The sequence below is a fragment of the Pseudomonas sp. FW305-3-2-15-E-TSA4 genome, from assembly GCF_058787295.1.
Map to the genome: position 1 here is coordinate 75,576 of NZ_JBYSZP010000013.1, position 17,753 is coordinate 93,328.

General features: G+C 60.8%; 15 protein-coding genes. 5 read left to right on the forward strand and 10 right to left on the reverse strand.

What is annotated here, in order from left to right; all coding sequences use genetic code 11:
* Positions 1 to 95 precede the first annotated feature (95 nt).
* From AC3WMV_RS18640 to bioB, 9 genes are all read right to left on the reverse strand, one after another.
* On the reverse strand, positions 96 to 1,874 hold the full coding sequence (locus AC3WMV_RS18640; protein ID WP_096796670.1) for an acyl-CoA dehydrogenase C-terminal domain-containing protein: 1,779 nt from the start codon (positions 1,872 to 1,874) through the stop codon (positions 96 to 98).
* 189 nt (positions 1,875 to 2,063) lie between these two features.
* The gene (locus tag AC3WMV_RS18645) at positions 2,064 to 3,353 is read right to left on the reverse strand and encodes a GGDEF domain-containing protein (protein WP_027610695.1); all 1,290 of its coding nucleotides are present in this window, start codon (positions 3,351 to 3,353) and stop codon (positions 2,064 to 2,066) included.
* Between the two features lie 193 nt (positions 3,354 to 3,546).
* Positions 3,547 to 5,352, reverse strand: coding sequence for a phenylacyl-CoA dehydrogenase (locus AC3WMV_RS18650; RefSeq protein WP_027610694.1), 1,806 nt, complete (start codon positions 5,350 to 5,352; stop codon positions 3,547 to 3,549).
* A gap of 276 nt (positions 5,353 to 5,628) precedes the next feature.
* Positions 5,629 to 5,925: a hypothetical protein gene (locus tag AC3WMV_RS18655; RefSeq protein WP_003228898.1), complete on the reverse strand. Its 297-nt coding sequence runs from the start codon at positions 5,923 to 5,925 to the stop codon at positions 5,629 to 5,631.
* A gap of 109 nt (positions 5,926 to 6,034) precedes the next feature.
* Positions 6,035 to 6,715, reverse strand: coding sequence for a dethiobiotin synthase (gene bioD, locus AC3WMV_RS18660; RefSeq protein WP_027610693.1), 681 nt, complete (start codon positions 6,713 to 6,715; stop codon positions 6,035 to 6,037).
* Positions 6,712 to 7,524, reverse strand: coding sequence for a malonyl-ACP O-methyltransferase BioC (gene bioC / locus AC3WMV_RS18665; RefSeq protein WP_103368694.1), 813 nt, complete (start codon positions 7,522 to 7,524; stop codon positions 6,712 to 6,714). The genes bioD and bioC overlap by 4 nt, the downstream gene beginning before the upstream one ends.
* On the reverse strand, positions 7,517 to 8,248 hold the full coding sequence (locus AC3WMV_RS18670; protein WP_103368695.1) for an alpha/beta fold hydrolase: 732 nt from the start codon (positions 8,246 to 8,248) through the stop codon (positions 7,517 to 7,519). Before AC3WMV_RS18670 ends, bioC begins: the two co-directional genes overlap by 8 nt.
* Positions 8,241 to 9,419, reverse strand: coding sequence for an 8-amino-7-oxononanoate synthase (bioF, locus tag AC3WMV_RS18675; protein WP_103368698.1), 1,179 nt, complete (start codon positions 9,417 to 9,419; stop codon positions 8,241 to 8,243). Before bioF ends, AC3WMV_RS18670 begins: the two co-directional genes overlap by 8 nt.
* A 159-nt stretch (positions 9,420 to 9,578) precedes the next feature.
* Positions 9,579 to 10,634 (reverse strand): biotin synthase BioB, encoded by a 1,056-nt coding sequence (gene bioB / locus AC3WMV_RS18680; protein ID WP_027610689.1) that lies wholly within the window; start codon positions 10,632 to 10,634, stop codon positions 9,579 to 9,581.
* A gap of 91 nt (positions 10,635 to 10,725) precedes the next feature.
* Here bioB and AC3WMV_RS18685 point away from each other — a divergent pair, with 91 nt between their 5' ends.
* From AC3WMV_RS18685 to rarD, 5 genes are all read left to right on the forward strand, one after another.
* Complete coding sequence (locus AC3WMV_RS18685; RefSeq protein WP_103368697.1) at positions 10,726 to 11,460, forward strand: ComFC family protein; 735 nt, start codon at positions 10,726 to 10,728, stop codon at positions 11,458 to 11,460.
* 187 nt (positions 11,461 to 11,647) lie between these two features.
* Positions 11,648 to 12,421, forward strand: coding sequence for a TOBE domain-containing protein (locus tag AC3WMV_RS18690; RefSeq protein WP_492561397.1), 774 nt, complete (start codon positions 11,648 to 11,650; stop codon positions 12,419 to 12,421).
* 70 nt (positions 12,422 to 12,491) lie between these two features.
* Entirely contained in the window at positions 12,492 to 14,393 is a 1,902-nt protein-coding gene (locus tag AC3WMV_RS18695) for a PhoX family protein (RefSeq protein ID WP_103368861.1), read from the forward strand.
* A gap of 209 nt (positions 14,394 to 14,602) precedes the next feature.
* A complete protein-coding gene (locus AC3WMV_RS18700; RefSeq protein ID WP_103368860.1) occupies positions 14,603 to 15,577 on the forward strand; it encodes a serine/threonine protein kinase in 975 nt (324 codons plus the stop codon).
* A 193-nt stretch (positions 15,578 to 15,770) separates the two neighbouring features.
* On the forward strand, positions 15,771 to 16,658 hold the full coding sequence (gene rarD / locus AC3WMV_RS18705; RefSeq protein WP_095137447.1) for an EamA family transporter RarD: 888 nt from the start codon (positions 15,771 to 15,773) through the stop codon (positions 16,656 to 16,658).
* Between the two features lie 223 nt (positions 16,659 to 16,881).
* Here rarD and AC3WMV_RS18710 read toward each other — a convergent pair whose 3' ends face one another.
* Entirely contained in the window at positions 16,882 to 17,400 is a 519-nt protein-coding gene (locus AC3WMV_RS18710; RefSeq protein ID WP_103368859.1) for a glycine cleavage system transcriptional repressor, read from the reverse strand.
* Between the last annotated feature and the right edge of the window lie 353 nt (positions 17,401 to 17,753).

Sequence of the window (17,753 nt, forward strand, 5' to 3'; positions counted from 1 at the left end):
CGTCCATGAGTTGTAGATTAGCTGTGGATCCAATCTACGCCTATGGGAGAACAGCAGCACGTCATGTAAGAGAATGCTTACATGACGTTACATCATCAGAACTGCTCAGCATTCAGCAGGAACAGCGATTCGCTACCCGCCTTCACCGACGCGCTCAACGAGTGGATACGCGGTAGCAGACGGGCGAAATAGAAGCGCGCGGTGCCTAGCTTGCTGGCGTAGAAATCCTCCTGGGCTTCTTTGCCTAGCGCGGCTTTCGCCATCAGTGCCCACATGTAGGCATAAGCGGTGTAGCCAAACGCTTGCAAATATTCGACCGAGGCCGCGCCGATTTCGTTCGGATTGGTTTTCGCCCGATCCAGAAGCCACGCCGTCAGCTCGTCGAGGGTGCTGACGGCATCGTTCAGCGGCTTGGTGAATTCGCCGAGGTCAGCGCTGGCGGTCGCGGTGAAGTGGCGGATCTCGTCAGCGAACAGCTTGTAGAACGCGCCGCCGCTGCCGACGATCTTGCGCCCGACCAGGTCCAGCGCCTGAATGCCGTTGGTGCCTTCGTAGATCTGGGTGATGCGTACGTCACGCACCAGTTGCTCCTGGCCCCACTCGCGGATGTAGCCGTGGCCGCCGAAAATCTGCTGACCGTGGACGGTGGTTTCCAGGCCCAGGTCCGTGAGGAATGCCTTGGCCACCGGAGTCAGCAGCGCGACCAGGTCTTCTGCGCGCTTGCGGGTGGTCGCGTCTTCGCTGAACTTGGCGGTGTCGAGTTGCATCGCCACATAAGTGGAGAAGGCGCGACCGCCCTCGTTCGAGGCTTTCATGGTCAGCAGCATGCGACGCACGTCCGGGTGGACGATGATCGGGTCGGCAACCTTGTCCTTGTTCTGCGCGCCGGTCGGCGAACGGCTCTGCAGACGATCGCGCGCATATTCGACGGCGTTCTGATAGGAACGCTCGCCGCTGGCCAGGCCTTGAATGCCGACGCCCAGACGTTCGTAGTTCATCATGGTGAACATCGCCGCCAGGCCCTTGTTCGGCTCGCCGACCAGATAGCCCACAGCTTCATCGAAGTTCATCACGCAGGTCGCGGACGCCTGGATGCCCATCTTGTGTTCGATCGAACCGCAGTTCGCCGGGTTGCGCGCGCCCAGGCTGCCATCGGCATTGACCATGAACTTCGGCACCAGGAACAGCGAAATGCCTTTCGGGCCAGCAGGTGCGTCCGGCAGTTTCGCCAGCACCAGGTGGATGATGTTCTCGGTCAGGTCGTGTTCACCGCCGGTGATGAAGATCTTGGTGCCGCTGACCTTGTAGGAACCGTCGGCCTGCGGTTCGGCCTTGGTGCGGATGATGCCCAGGTCGGTGCCGGCGTGCGGCTCGGTCAAGCACATGGAACCGGCCCAGATGCCGGCATACATGTTCGGCAGGTAGGCGGCCTTCAGCTCTTCGCTGGCGTGGGCGTTGATCGACAGGCAGGCGCCGGCGGTCAGCATCGGGTACAGGCCGAACGACAGGCTGGCGGAGTTGACCATCTCTTCTACTTGAGCCGAAACAGCCTTGGGCATGCCCATGCCGCCGTAGGCCGGATCGCCACCGACACCGACCCAGCCGCCTTCAGCGTAAGTCTGATAGGCCTGTGGGAAACCGGCCGGGGTGCTGACGGCACCGTCCTTCCAGTGGCAGCCTTCTTCGTCGGCCGCACGGCTCAGTGGCGCGATGCTTTTGCTGGTGACCTTGCCGGCTTCTTCGAGAATGGCTTCTACGGTTTCTGCATCGACAGTCTCGGCCAAGGCCGGCAGTTCGGCCCAGAGTTTGGCGACTTCGAATACTTCATTGAGGACGAAGCGCATATCGCGCAGCGGCGCTTTGTAGTCAGCCATGGCAAACCTCGCAAGATCTAAACAGGTGATTCGTGGAAGAGTGTTTTCGTTGAGGCCGAGTGTACCTCAACAACTTTTGCGACACATAGGGTCAACCGGTGACTGATTTGTTATTTTTGGTCACCAGCATTCAGAGATAAAAGAAAGCCCGCAATCAGCGGGCTTTTGAGTGATAACGTGCGGCTTGAGTCAGCCAGCAGCGCTGTCCATCCGCACCGCGCCGCGACGGTTCTGTCCGAACGCCATGACGCAGTTACGCCCGGCGCCCTTGGCACTGTATAACGCCTGGTCGGCGGACTTGAGGACTTCTTCCGGCGTCCGTTGCTCGACGCGCTCGGCGACGCCGATACTGACCGTGACCGACACACTGGAAGCACCGCTGCCGCTACGACGCTGACGACCTTGCTGATCGTCCTGCGGACGGTTCTCCTGATTGCGCAACTGGATGTTATAGGAGGCAATCGACTCGCGAATCACCTCCAGATGCGGCATGCACTCCTCGAGGGTTTTGCCCGCAAACACCAAGGCGAATTCCTCACCACCATAGCGATATGCCCTACCGCCACCGCTGATTTTCGACAGCTTGCTGGCGACCAGTCGCAACACTTGATCACCGACATCGTGACCGTGGGTGTCGTTGAATTTCTTGAAGTGATCGACGTCGCTCATCGCCAGCACATAGTTGCGGCCCAGACGCTGCATTCGCTCATTGAGCGCGCGCCGCCCCGGCAGACCGGTGAGTTCATCGCGGAAGGCCATTTGATAGGCCTCATGCGCCACGGCAGCGGCAATCATCAGCATCACCTGACTGCACATGATGTTCAGGGTGAACGGCAGGATGAAAGTTTTCGGCAGCATCCAGAACACCCCGAGCAACCCGACCAGCTGCGCCGCGTGCAGTGGACGCGGATTGCGCCAGTATTGCCAGGCCAGCAACAGGAATGCCGAGAGGAATACCGGATAGGACATCTGGATCAGGCTCATCCAGGCGCCGTGCAGCGCCGGCCAGCGGATTTCCGAGAGCCACATCAGCAGCGCCTGGGGATAACTCTGTTCAAGCCCCAAAGCAACACTGCCAAAGGCCAGCAACACGGCGAAGCGCGCGACCATGTCCTGAAACAGATGGGTACGTTCCTGCCACGCCGCGAACAGCCCGAACAGCAACGGCAACAGCAGACAGACCAGGTGAAACACCACGGCGGCGTCTTCGCGCACCTTGCCATTGTCGCGATAATAGTCGGTCTGGGTGTCGAGCAAGAAGTAGGCGATGTACACCGTGAGCATCAGAAACAGCTCGCGCTGACGTCGGTAAACCGCACAGTAAGCGCCGCCCAACAGCAGAACCAGGGTCGGCAACACGTTGAACAGCGAAGTGAAGAACACGTTGAGGTCTTTGACGTACGCAGCCGCCAACCCCGCGAGCAACAACAGCAGTGAAGGTAGGAAATGGCTGAAACGTACAGCGGAAGAACGCGGCAAGGGTAAAGCTCCGACCCGTCATATCAAAGAGATGGCATTGTGCCTGCAATGTGGCCAGTTAAGCACACACAATGTGATCCAGATCACACGCAGTCTCTTTAACGGCAGAAAACCCGGGTTTCTGAGCGATTCAGCAACAAAAAAACCGCTGCCCCCCGAGGGAGCAACGGTTTTCGTCAGACCGCGTTGAGGCTTAGTAGCCCAGTGCGAAGTCTTCTTCTTTCATGTCCATCAGGTTGTTGGCGCCCGACAGCATGGTGGCCACGTGGGTACGGGTACGTGGCAGGATGCGCTGGAAGTAGAAGCGCGCGGTTTGCAGCTTGGCGGTGTAGAACGCAGCGTCGCCGGTGCCTTCTGCCAGCTTCTCGGCTGCCAGACGTGCCATGTCGGCCCAGAAGTAGGCCAGGCAGGCGTAACCGGAATACATCAGGTAGTCCACGGAGGCCGCGCCGACTTCTTCGCGATCTTTCATGGCAGCCATACCGACCTTCATGGTCAGCTCGCCCCATTCCTTGTTCAGTGCAGCCAGCGGTGCAACGAACTCTTTGACGGCTTCGTTGCCTTCGTTGTTCTGGCAGAACTTGTGGACGATCTTGGTGAAGCCCTTCAGGGCCTCGCCTTGAGTCATCAGCACTTTACGGCCCAGCAGGTCGAGTGCCTGGATGCCGGTGGTGCCTTCGTACAGCATCGAAATGCGGCTGTCGCGAACGTTCTGCTCCATGCCCCACTCGGCGATGAAGCCGTGGCCACCGTAGATCTGCACGCCGTGGTTGGCGGCTTCGAAACCGACTTCGGTCATGAACGCCTTGGCGATCGGCGTCATGAACGCCAGCAGTGCGTCGGCCTTCTTCTTCTCTTCTTCGTCGACGCCGTATTTGACGATGTCGACCTGTTTGGCGGTGAAGTACACCATCGCACGGTTGCCTTCGGCGAAGGCCTTCATGGTCAGCAGCATGCGACGTACGTCAGGGTGCACGATGATCGGGTCAGCGGCCTTGTCCGGCGCTTTCGGGCCAGTCAGGGAGCGCATTTGCAGACGATCGCGAGCGTATTTCAGGCCACCCTGGAAGCCGATCTCGGCGTGGGCCAGACCTTGCAGCGCGGTACCCAGACGTGCGGTGTTCATGAAGGTGAACATGCAGTTCAGGCCTTTGTTCGCCGGGCCGATCAGGAAACCGGTGGCGCCGTCGAAGTTCATCACGCAAGTGGCGTTGCCGTGGATGCCCATCTTGTGTTCCAGCGAACCGCAGCTCACTGCGTTGCGCGCACCGAGGGTGCCATCGGCGTTCGGCAGGAATTTCGGAACGATGAACAGGGAAATGCCTTTGGTGCCAGCCGGAGCGTCCGGCAGGCGGGCCAGTACGATGTGGACGATGTTGTCGGCCATGTCGTGTTCACCGGCCGAGATGAAGATCTTGGTCCCGGAAACCTTGTAGGAACCATCGGCCTGAGGTTCGGCCTTGGTGCGCAGCATGCCCAGGTCGGTGCCGCAGTGCGGTTCGGTCAGGCACATGGTGCCGGTCCATTCGCCGGAAACCAGTTTGGTCAAATAGGCTTCTTGCTGCTCAGGGGTACCGTGCTCGGAGATGGTGTTCATCGCGCCGTGCGACAGGCCTGGGTACATGCCCCACGACCAGTTGGCTTCACCGACCATTTCGCTCACAGCCAGACCCAACGACTCCGGCAGGCCTTGACCGCCGTGCTCGACGTCGTGCGCCAGGCTTGGCCAGCCGCCTTCGACGAATTGCTTGTAGGCTTCTTTGAAGCCAGTCGGGGTCTTCACGCCGGACTCGCTCCAGGTGCAGCCTTCGAGGTCGCCCACACGGTTCAGCGGTGCCAGTACCTGCTCACAAAACTTGGCGCCTTCTTCAAGAATGGCGTCAACCATGTCCGGCGTTGCTTCGGAGCAAGCTGGAAGGCTCTGATAGTGCGCTTCGTAGCCGAGCAGTTCGTCACGAACGAAGCGAATATCACGCAAGGGGGCCTTGTAGTCAGGCATAGCGATAAACCTCTGCTGATGTAACCGGGAATGAACGACCGCGTTGATTTGTTGTGACGGTCAAACAGTTGTTTGAAACATACGTTTACGCCGAAATCTTGTCAAGCGTCGATCTTTTGCCGTTCGTCATGACTTTTTTCAAATGCCGGACACGGCAAACCGCCATGAACTGCAAAGCGCCACGGGCAATGAAAAAAGATTAGTTGAGGGAGAAGGACTTACAACGAAAAACGCCGCGACAAGACGCGGCGCTCGGCAGGCAGGAGGCGCGAAAAATCAGGCAAACGTATCGATGATCGTACCGAGCATTTCATCGGAAGCCTTGGCGACCTTGGTGCCCAGCTCTACCTGAAACTTGCCCTGGGCCATTTCGGCCATGGCGCTGCCCGGATCCATTTGCTGACTGCGGTCGATACCGCGCAGACGATCGACCTGCGCCTCGGAAGACTGGCTGGTGACCGAACGCTCGATGGTGTTGTTGGCGATCTGACTGGCCGCCTGATCGACACGGTTCTGACCGGTCTGAATCGTGCTCAAACCCGCATAAAAAGCTGTGTTACCGGAGATTTCCATGGGAGTTCTCATCCTTGGGAAGGATCAATGACTGCCATTGAAGCAGAGGCGCCAGAAAAACACCCGTCAAAAATACTGATAGCACAGTGCCTTGTCATAGCCAAAAACATTAATCCAGCAGATCGAGTTGCAGATGATCAGCCACCGCCTCGGCGCTAAGCGACTTCAGTCTCGGTACCCGCCCCAGACACGGCGCTGGAAGCCGCTCGGCCAGCGTCGCCAGATTCTCTTCCAGACGCGAGGTTTTCGGATCGATGATATTGGCCACCCAACCGGCCAGTTGCAGGCCATCGCGGGCAATCGCCTCGGCCGTCAGCAGCGCATGACTGATACAGCCCAGGCGCACACCCACCACCAGAATCACCGGCAGCTTCAACGCGATGGCCAGATCCGACAGATTGTCCTGATCGGCCAACGGCACCCGCCAGCCACCCGCCCCTTCGATCAACGTGAAATCGGCATTCAGCGCCAGAATTTCGCGCATCGGCGCCAGCAACGATTGCACGGTCAGCGCGACGCCGGCCTCACGCGCTGCCAGATGCGGCGCGATGGCCGGCTCGAATGCCACCGGATTGACCTGTTGATAAGTCAGCGGCACCGAACACTCGGCGAGCAACGCCAGCGCATCGGCATTGCGCAAACCCTTGGGCGTTACCTCGCAACCCGAAGCCACCGGTTTCCCCGCCGCCGTACTCAGCCCTGCCGAGCGCGCAGCATGCAGCAACCCGGCAGCCACGGTGGTCTTGCCGACATCGGTGTCAGTCCCGGTGATGAAATAGGCTGCGCTCATAAGGGTTTCTCCAACACGGCGTAGACCACCTGGTAAGTCGCCGGCAATCCCTGTGCCTGACGGAACTGCTCGTAAGCCTCGACCAGACCGAGAATCCGCGCGCGTCCGGTCAAGCCACCCGGCCGACCGGGGTTCAGATTGTGCGCGCCGAGTGCCTTGAGTTCGTTAGTCAGGCTGCGCACATCCGGGTAGTGCAACACATGCGCCTGATTCTGCAGACTCACCGTACGCAAGCCACTGGCGGCACACAACTGCTCATACCGGGCGAATTCGCGGAAGCGGTTGACGTGCACCAGACCATCGACCTGCCGCCAACTGTCGCGCAACTCGTACAAGGTCCCTACACAAAGACTAGCAAACGCGAAAATCCCGCCCGGCTTGAGCACACGAAAGGCTTCGCTGAGCACCGATTCGAAGTCCGCACACCACTGCACCGCAAGGCTGGAAAAGATCAGCTCACAGGTTGAATCCTGCAACGGCAGACGTTCCGCATCACCCGCGATGAAGTGCTGCGCGCCGCCCAATGGTCGTGCGTGATTGAGCATGCCCTCGGCGATATCCAGCGCCAGCCCCTGACCTTCGACATATCGCTCGGCCAATGCGCGAGTGAAATAGCCGGTGCCGCAGCCCAGATCCAGCCAAGTTGACGGCAGAAAACTTGCCGGCAAACGCTGCAGCAACTGTGAACCGACGTCGCGCTGCAACTCGGCAACGCTGTCGTAGCTGGCCGCCGCACGGGAGAAAGAGGCCGCGACCTGGCGCTTGTCAGGCAAGCCGCCAGGCAGCGCAACAAGAGACAAATCAGTCATCACCGCACTCGTGTAGAAAAGCCTGGATCGCACCCGCCACGCCATGGGGGTCTTCCAGAAGAAATGCATGACTGGCCTGTTCGATCAGACCAATTTCGATATCCGGCAACAGGGCGAACAACGCCCCCGCCGCTTCTGCCGGCACCAGGCCGTCCTGACCGGCGAACAAGTGCAACTGCGGGCCGCGAAACGCCTGCAACGCTTCGCGCGTGTCGATCTGCGCCAGCAGTTCAAGCCCGGCCATCAACGCTTGCGGCGAAGTGGCCGGCGCGCCACCCAGCAGCAGCCGCGACATGCCGCGCGGGTCCTGCGCGCCCTGAGCACACAACAACGAGAACCGTTTTAGGGTCATCCGCGGGTCGGTCTGGCAGCTGGCGAGAAATGCATCGAACGTCTCGCCCGGCATCGCACTCGGCCAATGCTCATGGGCGACAAATGAAGGATTGCTCGCCAGCGTCAGCAGACCGCAGCAACGCTCGCCGCGCCGTGCTGCCAGTTCAGAGGCAAGCATGCCGCCCAGCGACCAACCGCCCAGCCACACGTCTTGAGGAATACATTCATCGAGTTCTTCGAGCCAGTCCTGCAGGTCGCTGGAATCCAGCTCCGGCAACGGCTCGATCTCGACATGCAAATGCTCGTCAAGCCCTTGCAAAGCGGAGGCCAGAGGCTCCAGCGGCGAAACGCCGAGGCCCCAGCCGGGCAGCAGAATCAGGCAATCACGCATGGCTTGACTCCGACGACAGTTGGGCAAAGCAATCGGCCAGTCCTTCTAACAATAGCTGCACCTGCGCCTCGCTGTGAGCGGCGGTCAGGGTCACCCGTAGCCGAGCGCTGCCGGCAGGCACGGTCGGCGGACGAATCGCGGTGACCATCAGTCCGCGTCCGCGCAGCATCTGCGAAAGGCGCACGGCGCGACCGGCATCGCCGATCAGGATCGGCTGGATCGGGGTGAAGCTGTCCATCAGCTGCAGACCGATCTGCTCGGCCCCTCGACGAAATTGGCGGATCAGCAGGTTAAGGTGCTCACGTCGCCAATGCTCGCTGCGCAGTAATTCCAGACTTTTCAGCGTCGCACAGGCCAACGCCGGTGGCTGGCTGGTGGTGTAGATGTAGGGCCGGGCGAACTGGATCAGGCTTTCGATCAGCTCTTCGCTGCCGGCGACGAAAGCACCGGCGGTGCCGAACGCCTTGCCGAGGGTGCCAACCAGCACCGGCACATCGTCCTGACTCAAGCCGAAATGCTCGACGATCCCGCCGCCATTGGCACCGAGCGGGCCGAAGCCATGGGCATCATCAACCATCAGCCACGCGCCTTTGGCCTTGGCCTCGCGCGCCAGCGCTGGCAGATCGGCAAGATCGCCGTCCATGCTGAACACGCCGTCGGTGACCACCAGCGTATTGCCCGTGGCTTTCTCCAGGCGCTTGGCCAGGCTGTCGGCGTCGTTGTGCAGATAACGATTGAAACGCGCGCCGGACAACAGACCGGCATCCAGCAACGAGGCGTGATTGAGCCGGTCTTCCAGCACCGTATCGCCCTGCCCGACCAGCGCCGTGACCGCGCCGAGATTGGCCATGTAGCCGGTGGTGAACAGCAACGCACGCGGCCGGCCGGTGAGATCGGCGAGGGCTTCTTCCAGTGCGTGATGCGGGCCGCTGTGGCCGATCACCAGATGCGACGCTCCGCCACCGACGCCCCAGCGCTCGGCACCGGCGCGCCAGGCTTCGATCACCTGCGGGTGATTGGCCAGTCCGAGGTAGTCGTTGTTACAGAACGCCAGCAACGGCTGGCCGTCGACCACCACTTCAGGCCCCTGCGGGGACTCGAGCAGGGGGCGCTGGCGATAGAGGTTTTCGGCACGGCGGGCAGCAAGGCGTGCGGCGAGATCGAAAGACATGCAGGCCTCGACTTTCAAGTGACACAGATTCCCTGTGGGAGCGGGCTTGCTCGCGAAGGCGGTCTGACATTCAACGGTAATGTCGACTGCACTGACGCTTTCGCGAGCAAGCCCGCTCCCACAGGGGTTTTGCATTCCTTCAGAGAAATCTGCGCAGGTTTAGACCGCCGCGTTATAGAACTGCTCGCTGCTCTTCTGCTCCACCAGCGCCTGCTCGATCGCGGCCTGATGCACTTCATCGGCATGCTCTTCGCGCGCTTCCGGTTGAATGCCCAGACGCGCGAACAGTTGCATGTCCTTGTCGGCCTGCGGGTTGGCGGTGGTCAGCAGTTTGTCGCCGTAGAAAATCGAGTTGGCACCGGCGAAGAACGCCAACGCCTGCATCTGCTCGTTCATCGCTTCGCGGCCGGCGGACAGGCGTACGTGGGATTGCGGCATGAGGATGCGCGCCACGGCGAGCATGCGGATGAAGTCGAACGGATCGACGTCATCGGCGTTTTCCAGCGGCGTGCCGGCGACTTTCACCAGCATGTTGATCGGCACCGATTCCGGATGCTCCGGCAGGTTGGCCAACTGGATCAGCAGGTTGGCGCGGTCGTCCAGCGACTCGCCCATGCCGAGAATGCCGCCGGAGCAGATCTTCATCCCCGACTCACGCACGTAGGCCAGCGTCTGCAAGCGTTCGCTGTAGGTGCGGGTGGTGATGATGCTGCCGTAGAACTCAGGCGAGGTGTCGAGGTTGTGGTTGTAGTAATCGAGGCCAGCCTTGGCCAGCGCTTCGGTTTGTTCCTGATCGAGACGACCGAGAGTCATGCATGTTTCCAGGCCCATGGCCTTCACGCCTTCAACCATCTTCAGCACATACGGCATGTCTTTGGCCGACGGGTGCTTCCACGCGGCCCCCATGCAGAAACGGGTCGAGCCGATGGCCTTGGCGCGGGCAGCCTCTTCGAGGACTTTCTGCACTTCCATCAGCTTTTCTTTTTCCAGGCCGGTGTTGTAGTGACCGGACTGCGGGCAGTACTTGCAGTCTTCCGGGCAGGCACCGGTCTTGATCGACAGCAGCGTGGAAACCTGCACGCGGTTGGCGTTGAAATGTGCGCGGTGCACCGTCTGCGCCTGGAACAGCAAGTCGTTGAATGGCTGTACGAAGAGCGCTTTGACTTCGGCTAAAGACCAGTCGTGACGCAGGGTGGCAGAGGTGCTGGCGCTCATGGGCAGTTCCTTGGTTATGCTTGGCTGGCGGCTGCGGGAACGGAATACCCACAGGCGCGACACGGATGTTCGGCATATTTAAGGAAGAGTCATGCGCTGTCAACCACGATACGAAGCACAGGTTTACATCTGTTTAAAAAACGTACAAAGCTGTTTGTTGTGCGATGAACCCGCAGAAGCAGAAGTGCCAATCTGCGTCGCCTGTGAAACCGATCTGCCCTGGCTCGGCGACCATTGCCAGACCTGCGCCCTACCGCTGCCCGGCGCTGGACCGACTTGCGGCGGGTGCCTGCTAGAGCCGCCGGCGTTCGAACAGGTGGTCGTGCCGTGGCGCTATGACTTCCCGGTGGACAGTTTGATTACGCGTTTTAAACACAACGCGAAATGGCCGTTTGGTCACTTGCTCGCCGATGTTGCCGGACAATACCTGCAACATCGCTTCGATGAAGGATTGCCAAGGCCTGATGCGTTGTTGCCGGTGCCACTGGCGGGGAAACGCCTGCGTCAACGTGGGTTCAATCAAGCGGCAATGCTCGGGCGATGGTTGAGCCAACAGCTGGATCTGCCTTTTGAGGAACATGCTCTACGGCGGGTCCACGACACCAGCGCCCAACAGGATCTCGACGCTAAGGCGCGCAAGCGCAATTTGCGTCACGCCTTCGCTCTGGCCCCTGACGCAAAGGTGAAAGGTCGGCACTTCGCGTTGATTGATGATGTGCTGACCACCGGCGCCACGGCCCAGGCACTGGCGCGATTGTTGAGGGATGCGGGCGCTGCAAGAGTCGACGTCTATTGTCTGGCCCGCACGCCAAAACCCGGAAACTGAAACCGACACAATCCCTTGTAGGAGTGAGCCTGCTCGCGATAGCGCAATTACTGCCAACATTGATGCTGACTGTTCCACCGCCATCGCGAGCAGGCTCACTCCTACAAGAGCACTGTGTTTGGCTTGACTGATGCGTCGCAAGCCGCCAACTTCACTCTCCACCGCCACTGTGAAAAAGCACCCACCAATGTCCCTGCCCACCCTGCCCACCCTGCTCTCCCAGCACATCGTCCGCCGTCCGCAGCGCATCGCCCTGCTGCAACACATTGCCGAACAGGGCTCGATCACCCGCGCCGCAAAAAGCGCCGGGCTGAGTTACAAAGCGGCGTGGGATGCGATTGATGAGCTGAACAACCTGGCGCAGAAACCGCTGGTGGAACGTGCGGTCGGCGGCAAGGGCGGCGGCGGTGCCAGATTGTCCAGCGAAGGCGAACGGGTGTTGCGTCTGTACCAAAAGCTGCAAGCTTTACAGGCGCAGGTGCTGGAGGCCGCTGAGGACGCCAGCGATCTGGATCTGCTTGGGCGATTGATGCTCAGAACCAGCGCGCGCAACCAGTTGCACGGCAAAGTCGTGGCTATCGAGGGTCAGGGCCGCAACGACCTAATTCGCCTCGAACTGGCCGAAGGCCTGTGGATCAACGCGCAGATCACCCACGACAGCACCGTGCACCTGGAACTGCAACCGGGCACCGAAGTGGTGGCCTTGATCAAGGCCGGCTGGCTTGAACTATTGGCCCCTGAGCAAGCTGCAACAGCTGGACACAATCTTCTGAGCGGCACCATCGAAGCCATTCTCGATGCCGAGGACGGCCCCAGCGAAGTGCGCATCGCCCTGCCCAATGGCCAGACGCTCTGCGCTCTGGCGGAGCCGCTGCAGCTTCGCACCCGCGGGCTGAGTGTCGAGCAACCGGTGCAGGTGCAGTTCTCGCCGTCCAATGTGCTGATCGGCACGCCGCTGTAATCAGGCGCTGCAACGAAAGCGTAATCGACGCTCATTAAGGTGGCTGCCAAAACCAAGCAGGGAGCCTGATGTGAGCCTATTAGAAGAAAACCAATCGACTGACCTGGAAAAGATGGTCGGCCTCAGCCGTCGCGGCTTCATCAGCGCCGGCGCGCTGTGCGGTGCCGCCATGTTCCTCGGCGGCAACCTGCTCAGCCGCAGCGCGCTGGCCACCGGCATCAGCGCCGCCAACAGCCGCCTGCTCGGTTTCGAGAGCATTCCCGCCGCGACCACCGATGTCATCAGCCTGCCCAAGGGCTACAAGTCTTCGGTGCTGATCAGTTGGGGTCAGCCATTGCACAAGAACGGCCCGGCGTTCGACCCGAGCGGCAATGGCACCGCCGCCGCCCAGGAAGTGCAGTTCGGCGACAACAACGACGGCATGAGCCTGTTCGAATTCCCCGACGACCGAAACCGTGCGTTGATGGCGATCAACAACGAATACACCAATTATCGCTACCTCTACCCGCACGGCGGCATGCCGCAATCGGCCGAAGACGTGCGCAAGGCGCTGGCCTCCGAAGGCGTGTCGGTGATCGAAGTGCAGCGCAGGAACGGCCAATGGCAGTTCGTCCAGGGCTCGCGCTACAACCGCCGCATCCACGGCAACTCGCCGCTGCGCATCAGCGGCCCGGCGGCCGGTCACGAGTTGATGAAGACGGCCGCCGACAAGCACGGCAAAAAAGTCCTCGGTACCTTCCAGAACTGCGCCAACGGTAAAACTCCGTGGGGCACCTACCTGACCTGCGAAGAAAACTTCACCGACTGCTTCGGCAGCAGCAACGCCCAGCAGCAGTTCGATCCGGCACAAAAGCGCTACGGCGTGTCGGCCGCCAGTCGCGAAATCAACTGGCACCCGTTCGACCCGCGCTTCGACATGGCCAAGAACCCCAACGAACTCAACCGTCACGGCTGGGTGGTCGAGATCGATCCGTTCGATCCGCAATCGACCCCGGTCAAGCGCACCGCCCTCGGCCGCTTCAAGCACGAAAACGCCGCACTGGCCGAGACCGATGACGGTCGCGCCGTGGTGTACATGGGCGACGACGAGCGTGGCGAGTTCATCTACAAGTTCGTCAGCCGCGATCGCATCAACCATCGCAATGCGAAAGCCAACCGCAACATCCTCGACCACGGCACGCTGTATGTGGCCAAGTTCGACGCCGGTGACGGCAACCCTGATCACCCGAAAGGCCAGGGCCAGTGGATCGAACTGACCCACGGCAAGAACGGCATCGACGCCAGCAGCGGTTTCGCCGATCAGGCCGAGGTGCTGATCCACGCCCGCCTCGCCGCCAGTGTGGTCGGCGCCACGCGCATGGACCGCCCGGAATGGATCGTCGTCAGTCCGAAGGACGGCCAGGTGTATTGCACCCTGACCAACAACGCCAAGCGCGGCGAAGACGGCCAGCCGGTGGGCGGGCCAAACCCGCGCGCGAAGAACGTCTACGGGCAGATCCTGCGCTGGCGCACCGACCGCGACGATCATGCGGCGAAAACCTTCGCCTGGGACCTGTTTGTGGTCGCCGGCAACCCGGGTGTACACGCCGGTACGCCGAAGGGCGGTTCGTCGAACATCACCCCGCAGAACATGTTCAACAGCCCGGACGGTTTGGGCTTCGACAAGGCCGGGCGCTTGTGGATTCTGACTGACGGCGACTCGAGCAACGCTGGGGACTTTGCCGGGATGGGCAACAACCAGATGCTCTGTGCCGACCCGAAGACCGGCGAGATTCGCCGGTTCATGGTCGGGCCGATTGGTTGCGAAGTCACCGGGATCAGCTTCTCGCCGGATCAGAAAACCCTGTTTGTCGGGATTCAGCATCCGGGCGAGAACGGTGGTTCGACCTTCCCCGAGCATCTGCCGAATGGCAAGCCGCGTTCATCGGTGATGGCGATTACCCGTGAGGATGGCGGGATCATCGGCGCCTGATAAACCGCTTTCGCGAGCAAGCCCGCTCCCACATTGGATCGGCTGAGTGCATGAGATGGTCGGCACACCGGAGATCTACTGTGGGAGGGGGCTTGCTCCCGAAGAGGCCCTTCCAGGCAGCCCACTTTTCAAGGCAAAACCCTCAACCTCCACAGTCTGCGCTACCATGCTGGGCCGGACGCGGCAGCCTGCTGCGCGCAGGAGTCAGCATGGCCCACCCGTTTGAAACCCTCACACCCGATCTCGTGCTCGATGCCGTCGAAAGCATCGGGTTTCTCAGTGACGCACGCATTCTGGCGCTCAACAGCTACGAAAACCGCGTCTATCAGGTCGGTATCGAAGACTCCGAACCGCTGATCGCCAAGTTCTACCGTCCGCAACGCTGGACCAACGAAGCCATCCTCGAAGAACACCAGTTCACCTTCGAACTGGCCGACGTCGAAATCCCGGTGGTGGCGCCGCTGATCCACAACGGCCAGACCCTGCACGAACACGCCGGTTTCCGTTTCACCCTGTTTCCGCGTCGCGGCGGGCGTGCGCCGGAACCGGGCAATCTCGATCAGTTGTATCGTCTCGGCCAGTTGCTCGGGCGGATTCATGCGGTCGGCGCGACCAAGCCGTTCGAACACCGTGAAGCACTGGGCGTACAGAACTTCGGCCATACCTCGCTGGCGACGTTGCTTGAAGGCAATTTCATCCCCAAGAGCCTGCTGCCGGCCTACGAGTCGGTGGCCCGCGACCTGCTCAAGCGGGTCGAAGACGTCTACGCCGCCACGCCGCACCAGAACATCCGCATGCACGGTGACTGCCACCCCGGCAATATGATGTGCCGCGATGAAATGTTCCACATCGTCGACCTCGACGACTGCCGCATGGGCCCGGCCGTGCAGGACATCTGGATGATGCTCGCCGGCGACCGTCAGGAATGCCTCGGGCAACTGTCGGAACTGATGGACGGCTACAACGAATTCCACGACTTCGATCCCCGTGAACTGGCGCTGATCGAACCGCTGCGCGCCCTGCGCCTGATGCACTACAGCGCCTGGCTGGCGCGGCGTTGGGATGACCCGGCGTTCCCGCACAGCTTTCCGTGGTTTGGTACGGAACGGTATTGGGGCGATCAGGTGCTGGCGCTGCGTGAACAACTGTCCGCGCTGAATGAAGAGCCACTGAAACTCTTCTGATTCACCACAAACCTTTGTGGGAGGGGGCTTGCTCCCGAAGGCGGTGTGTCAGGCAATTATTCTGCTGCTGATACACCGCATTCGCGAGCAAGCCCGCTCCCACATTTGGCCAGTATTCACAAATTCAAAACTCATTTGCCAACAAATCTCCTTACAATCCCTGCTTTGTCAGCTGCCTAAGCAAGGATTCTGCATGCAAGCCGCCAACCCGCGTCGCGGGTACATTCTGGGCCTGAGTGCCTACATCATCTGGGGCCTGTTCCCGATCTACTTCAAAGCCATCGCCGAAGTCCCCGCTGTCGAGATCATCATTCACCGCGTGTTGTGGTCGGCACTGTTCGGTGCGCTGTTGCTGATGGTGTGGAAGCATCCGGGCTGGTTGCGCGAGTTGCTCGACAACCCCAAGCGTCTGGCGATCCTCGCCCTGAGCGGCACCCTGATCGCGGCCAACTGGCTGACCTACGTATGGTCGGTGAACAACGGGCGCATGCTCGAAGCGAGCCTCGGTTACTACATCAACCCGCTGGTGAACGTGCTGTTGGGGATGCTGATTCTCGGCGAACGCCTGCGGCGCATGCAGTGGATTGCGGTGGGGCTGGCAGCCGTCGGCGTGGCGCAGCAGGTGTGGCAGGTCGGCAGTCTGCCGTGGGTATCGCTGGTGCTGGCGCTGACCTTCGGCTTCTACGGTTTGATCCGCAAACAGGCGCCGGTCAAGGCCTTGCCGGGGCTGGTGGTGGAAACCTGGATGCTGGTGCCAATTGCCGTGGCCTGGCTGCTGTTCAACCAGACTGCCACCAGCGCACAACCCGAGTTCTGGACCACCTCGCAAGCCTGGTGGCTGGTCGCGGCGGGGCCGGTGACGCTCATCCCGCTGGTGTGTTTCAACGCTGCCACCCGTCATCTGCCCTACACCACCATCGGTTTCCTCCAGTACACCGCGCCAACCCTGGTGCTGCTGCAGGCGGTGCTGCTGTTTGGTGAGCATTTGTCGTCGAGCACGCTGATCGCGTTCATCTTCATTTGGGCCGGTCTGGCCGTTTACAGCGTCGATGCGGTGATCAGTTTGCGTCGGCGCAGCTGATCAAAAAACGCACAAAGCTTCGCAGGCCACGGTTCTCGTGGCCTGCAACGTTCCTTCCCAAGGTTATCCACAGCGTGATCCCCGCCGTTTGTGCGCAAGTCACTGAATGTTGGCGATTTTTTGATCAGCATGCTGCAAGCCACGGCCGACGTGGCGTTGCGCCCGGTCTCTACAGGTTATCCACAGGCAGGTGCATGTAAAAACTGGATAACCCGGGCAGCGATTAAACTTCTGTGCGTAACACCAGTTCGACCATCAGATCATCGGCCAGGGTTTCCAGACGCGATTGCAGCACATCCAGCGACAAGGTCAGCGGCACCGCCAGAATCGCTTCGGCGTGGAACAGCGGCTCGCTGCTCATCGGCGCCGGGCGCACTTCGGTCACCAACCGTTCGAGGTTCACCCCCTGCTCGCTGAGCAAACGGGTGATGTCGCGCACGATGCCCGGTCGGTCATTGCCGACCAACTCCATGGCGATCGGTTTCCAGGTGCAGGACTGCTCGATGCCGCTCTCGGCAATCAGCACGCGAATGCCATGAGCCGACAGCGCTTGTAAGGAATCGACTAATTCGTCGTAAGCCTCCGCCGGTACGCCCACCCGCAGAATCCCGGCGAACTGCCCGGCCATCCGTGACATGCGGCTTTCCAGCCAGTTGCCGCCATGTTCGGCGATGCATTGGGCGATGCGCTCGACCTGCCCGGGCTTGTCCGGAGCAAACACAGTGAGTACGAGATGGTCCATGGCGCCGCCCTCTTGTCATGACTTTTGTTATAGAAAGGCAAGTATAGGCAAGCACCGACATTCAGCCGCCATGCTCAAGTGAACAACACTTGTGGCGAGGGAGCTTGCTCCCGCTGGCGGCCGCAGGACGCCCTCTTCAGTCAGTAATATCTTTCGCGGATGCTTCGCACCCGAGCGGGAGCAAGCTCCCTCGCCACAAACGCGGGCTCATCGAAGCTGAATGGAAGCCACACAGTATTTATGTGTACAACTTTTTATATTTAGCTGGAACAATCCGATGGTTTTTTGAGAACATCCCGTTCCGCGACGTGACCGCAATGCGTCATGAGGTCGCAGAACGACGTTATTAGTCT

Excerpts from the sequence above, each read along its gene's own strand:
- AC3WMV_RS18640 (WP_096796670.1), bottom strand. The coding sequence starts at position 1,874 with ATGGCTGACTACAAAGCGCCGCTGCGCGATATGCGCTTCGTCCTCAAT.
- AC3WMV_RS18650 (WP_027610694.1), bottom strand. The coding sequence starts at position 5,352 with ATGCCTGACTACAAGGCCCCCTTGCGTGATATTCGCTTCGTTCGTGAC.
- AC3WMV_RS18655 (WP_003228898.1), bottom strand. The coding sequence starts at position 5,925 with ATGGAAATCTCCGGTAACACAGCTTTTTATGCGGGTTTGAGCACGATT.
- bioD (WP_027610693.1), bottom strand. The coding sequence starts at position 6,715 with ATGAGCGCAGCCTATTTCATCACCGGGACTGACACCGATGTCGGCAAG.
- bioC (WP_103368694.1), bottom strand. The coding sequence starts at position 7,524 with ATGACTGATTTGTCTCTTGTTGCGCTGCCTGGCGGCTTGCCTGACAAG.
- AC3WMV_RS18670 (WP_103368695.1), bottom strand. The coding sequence starts at position 8,248 with ATGCGTGATTGCCTGATTCTGCTGCCCGGCTGGGGCCTCGGCGTTTCG.
- bioF (WP_103368698.1), bottom strand. The coding sequence starts at position 9,419 with ATGTCTTTCGATCTCGCCGCACGCCTTGCTGCCCGCCGTGCCGAAAAC.
- bioB (WP_027610689.1), bottom strand. The coding sequence starts at position 10,634 with ATGAGCGCCAGCACCTCTGCCACCCTGCGTCACGACTGGTCTTTAGCC.
- AC3WMV_RS18685 (WP_103368697.1), top strand. The coding sequence starts at position 10,726 with ATGCGCTGTCAACCACGATACGAAGCACAGGTTTACATCTGTTTAAAA.
- AC3WMV_RS18690 (WP_492561397.1), top strand. The coding sequence starts at position 11,648 with ATGTCCCTGCCCACCCTGCCCACCCTGCTCTCCCAGCACATCGTCCGC.
- AC3WMV_RS18700 (WP_103368860.1), top strand. The coding sequence starts at position 14,603 with ATGGCCCACCCGTTTGAAACCCTCACACCCGATCTCGTGCTCGATGCC.
- rarD (WP_095137447.1), top strand. The coding sequence starts at position 15,771 with ATGCAAGCCGCCAACCCGCGTCGCGGGTACATTCTGGGCCTGAGTGCC.
- AC3WMV_RS18710 (WP_103368859.1), bottom strand. The coding sequence starts at position 17,400 with ATGGACCATCTCGTACTCACTGTGTTTGCTCCGGACAAGCCCGGGCAG.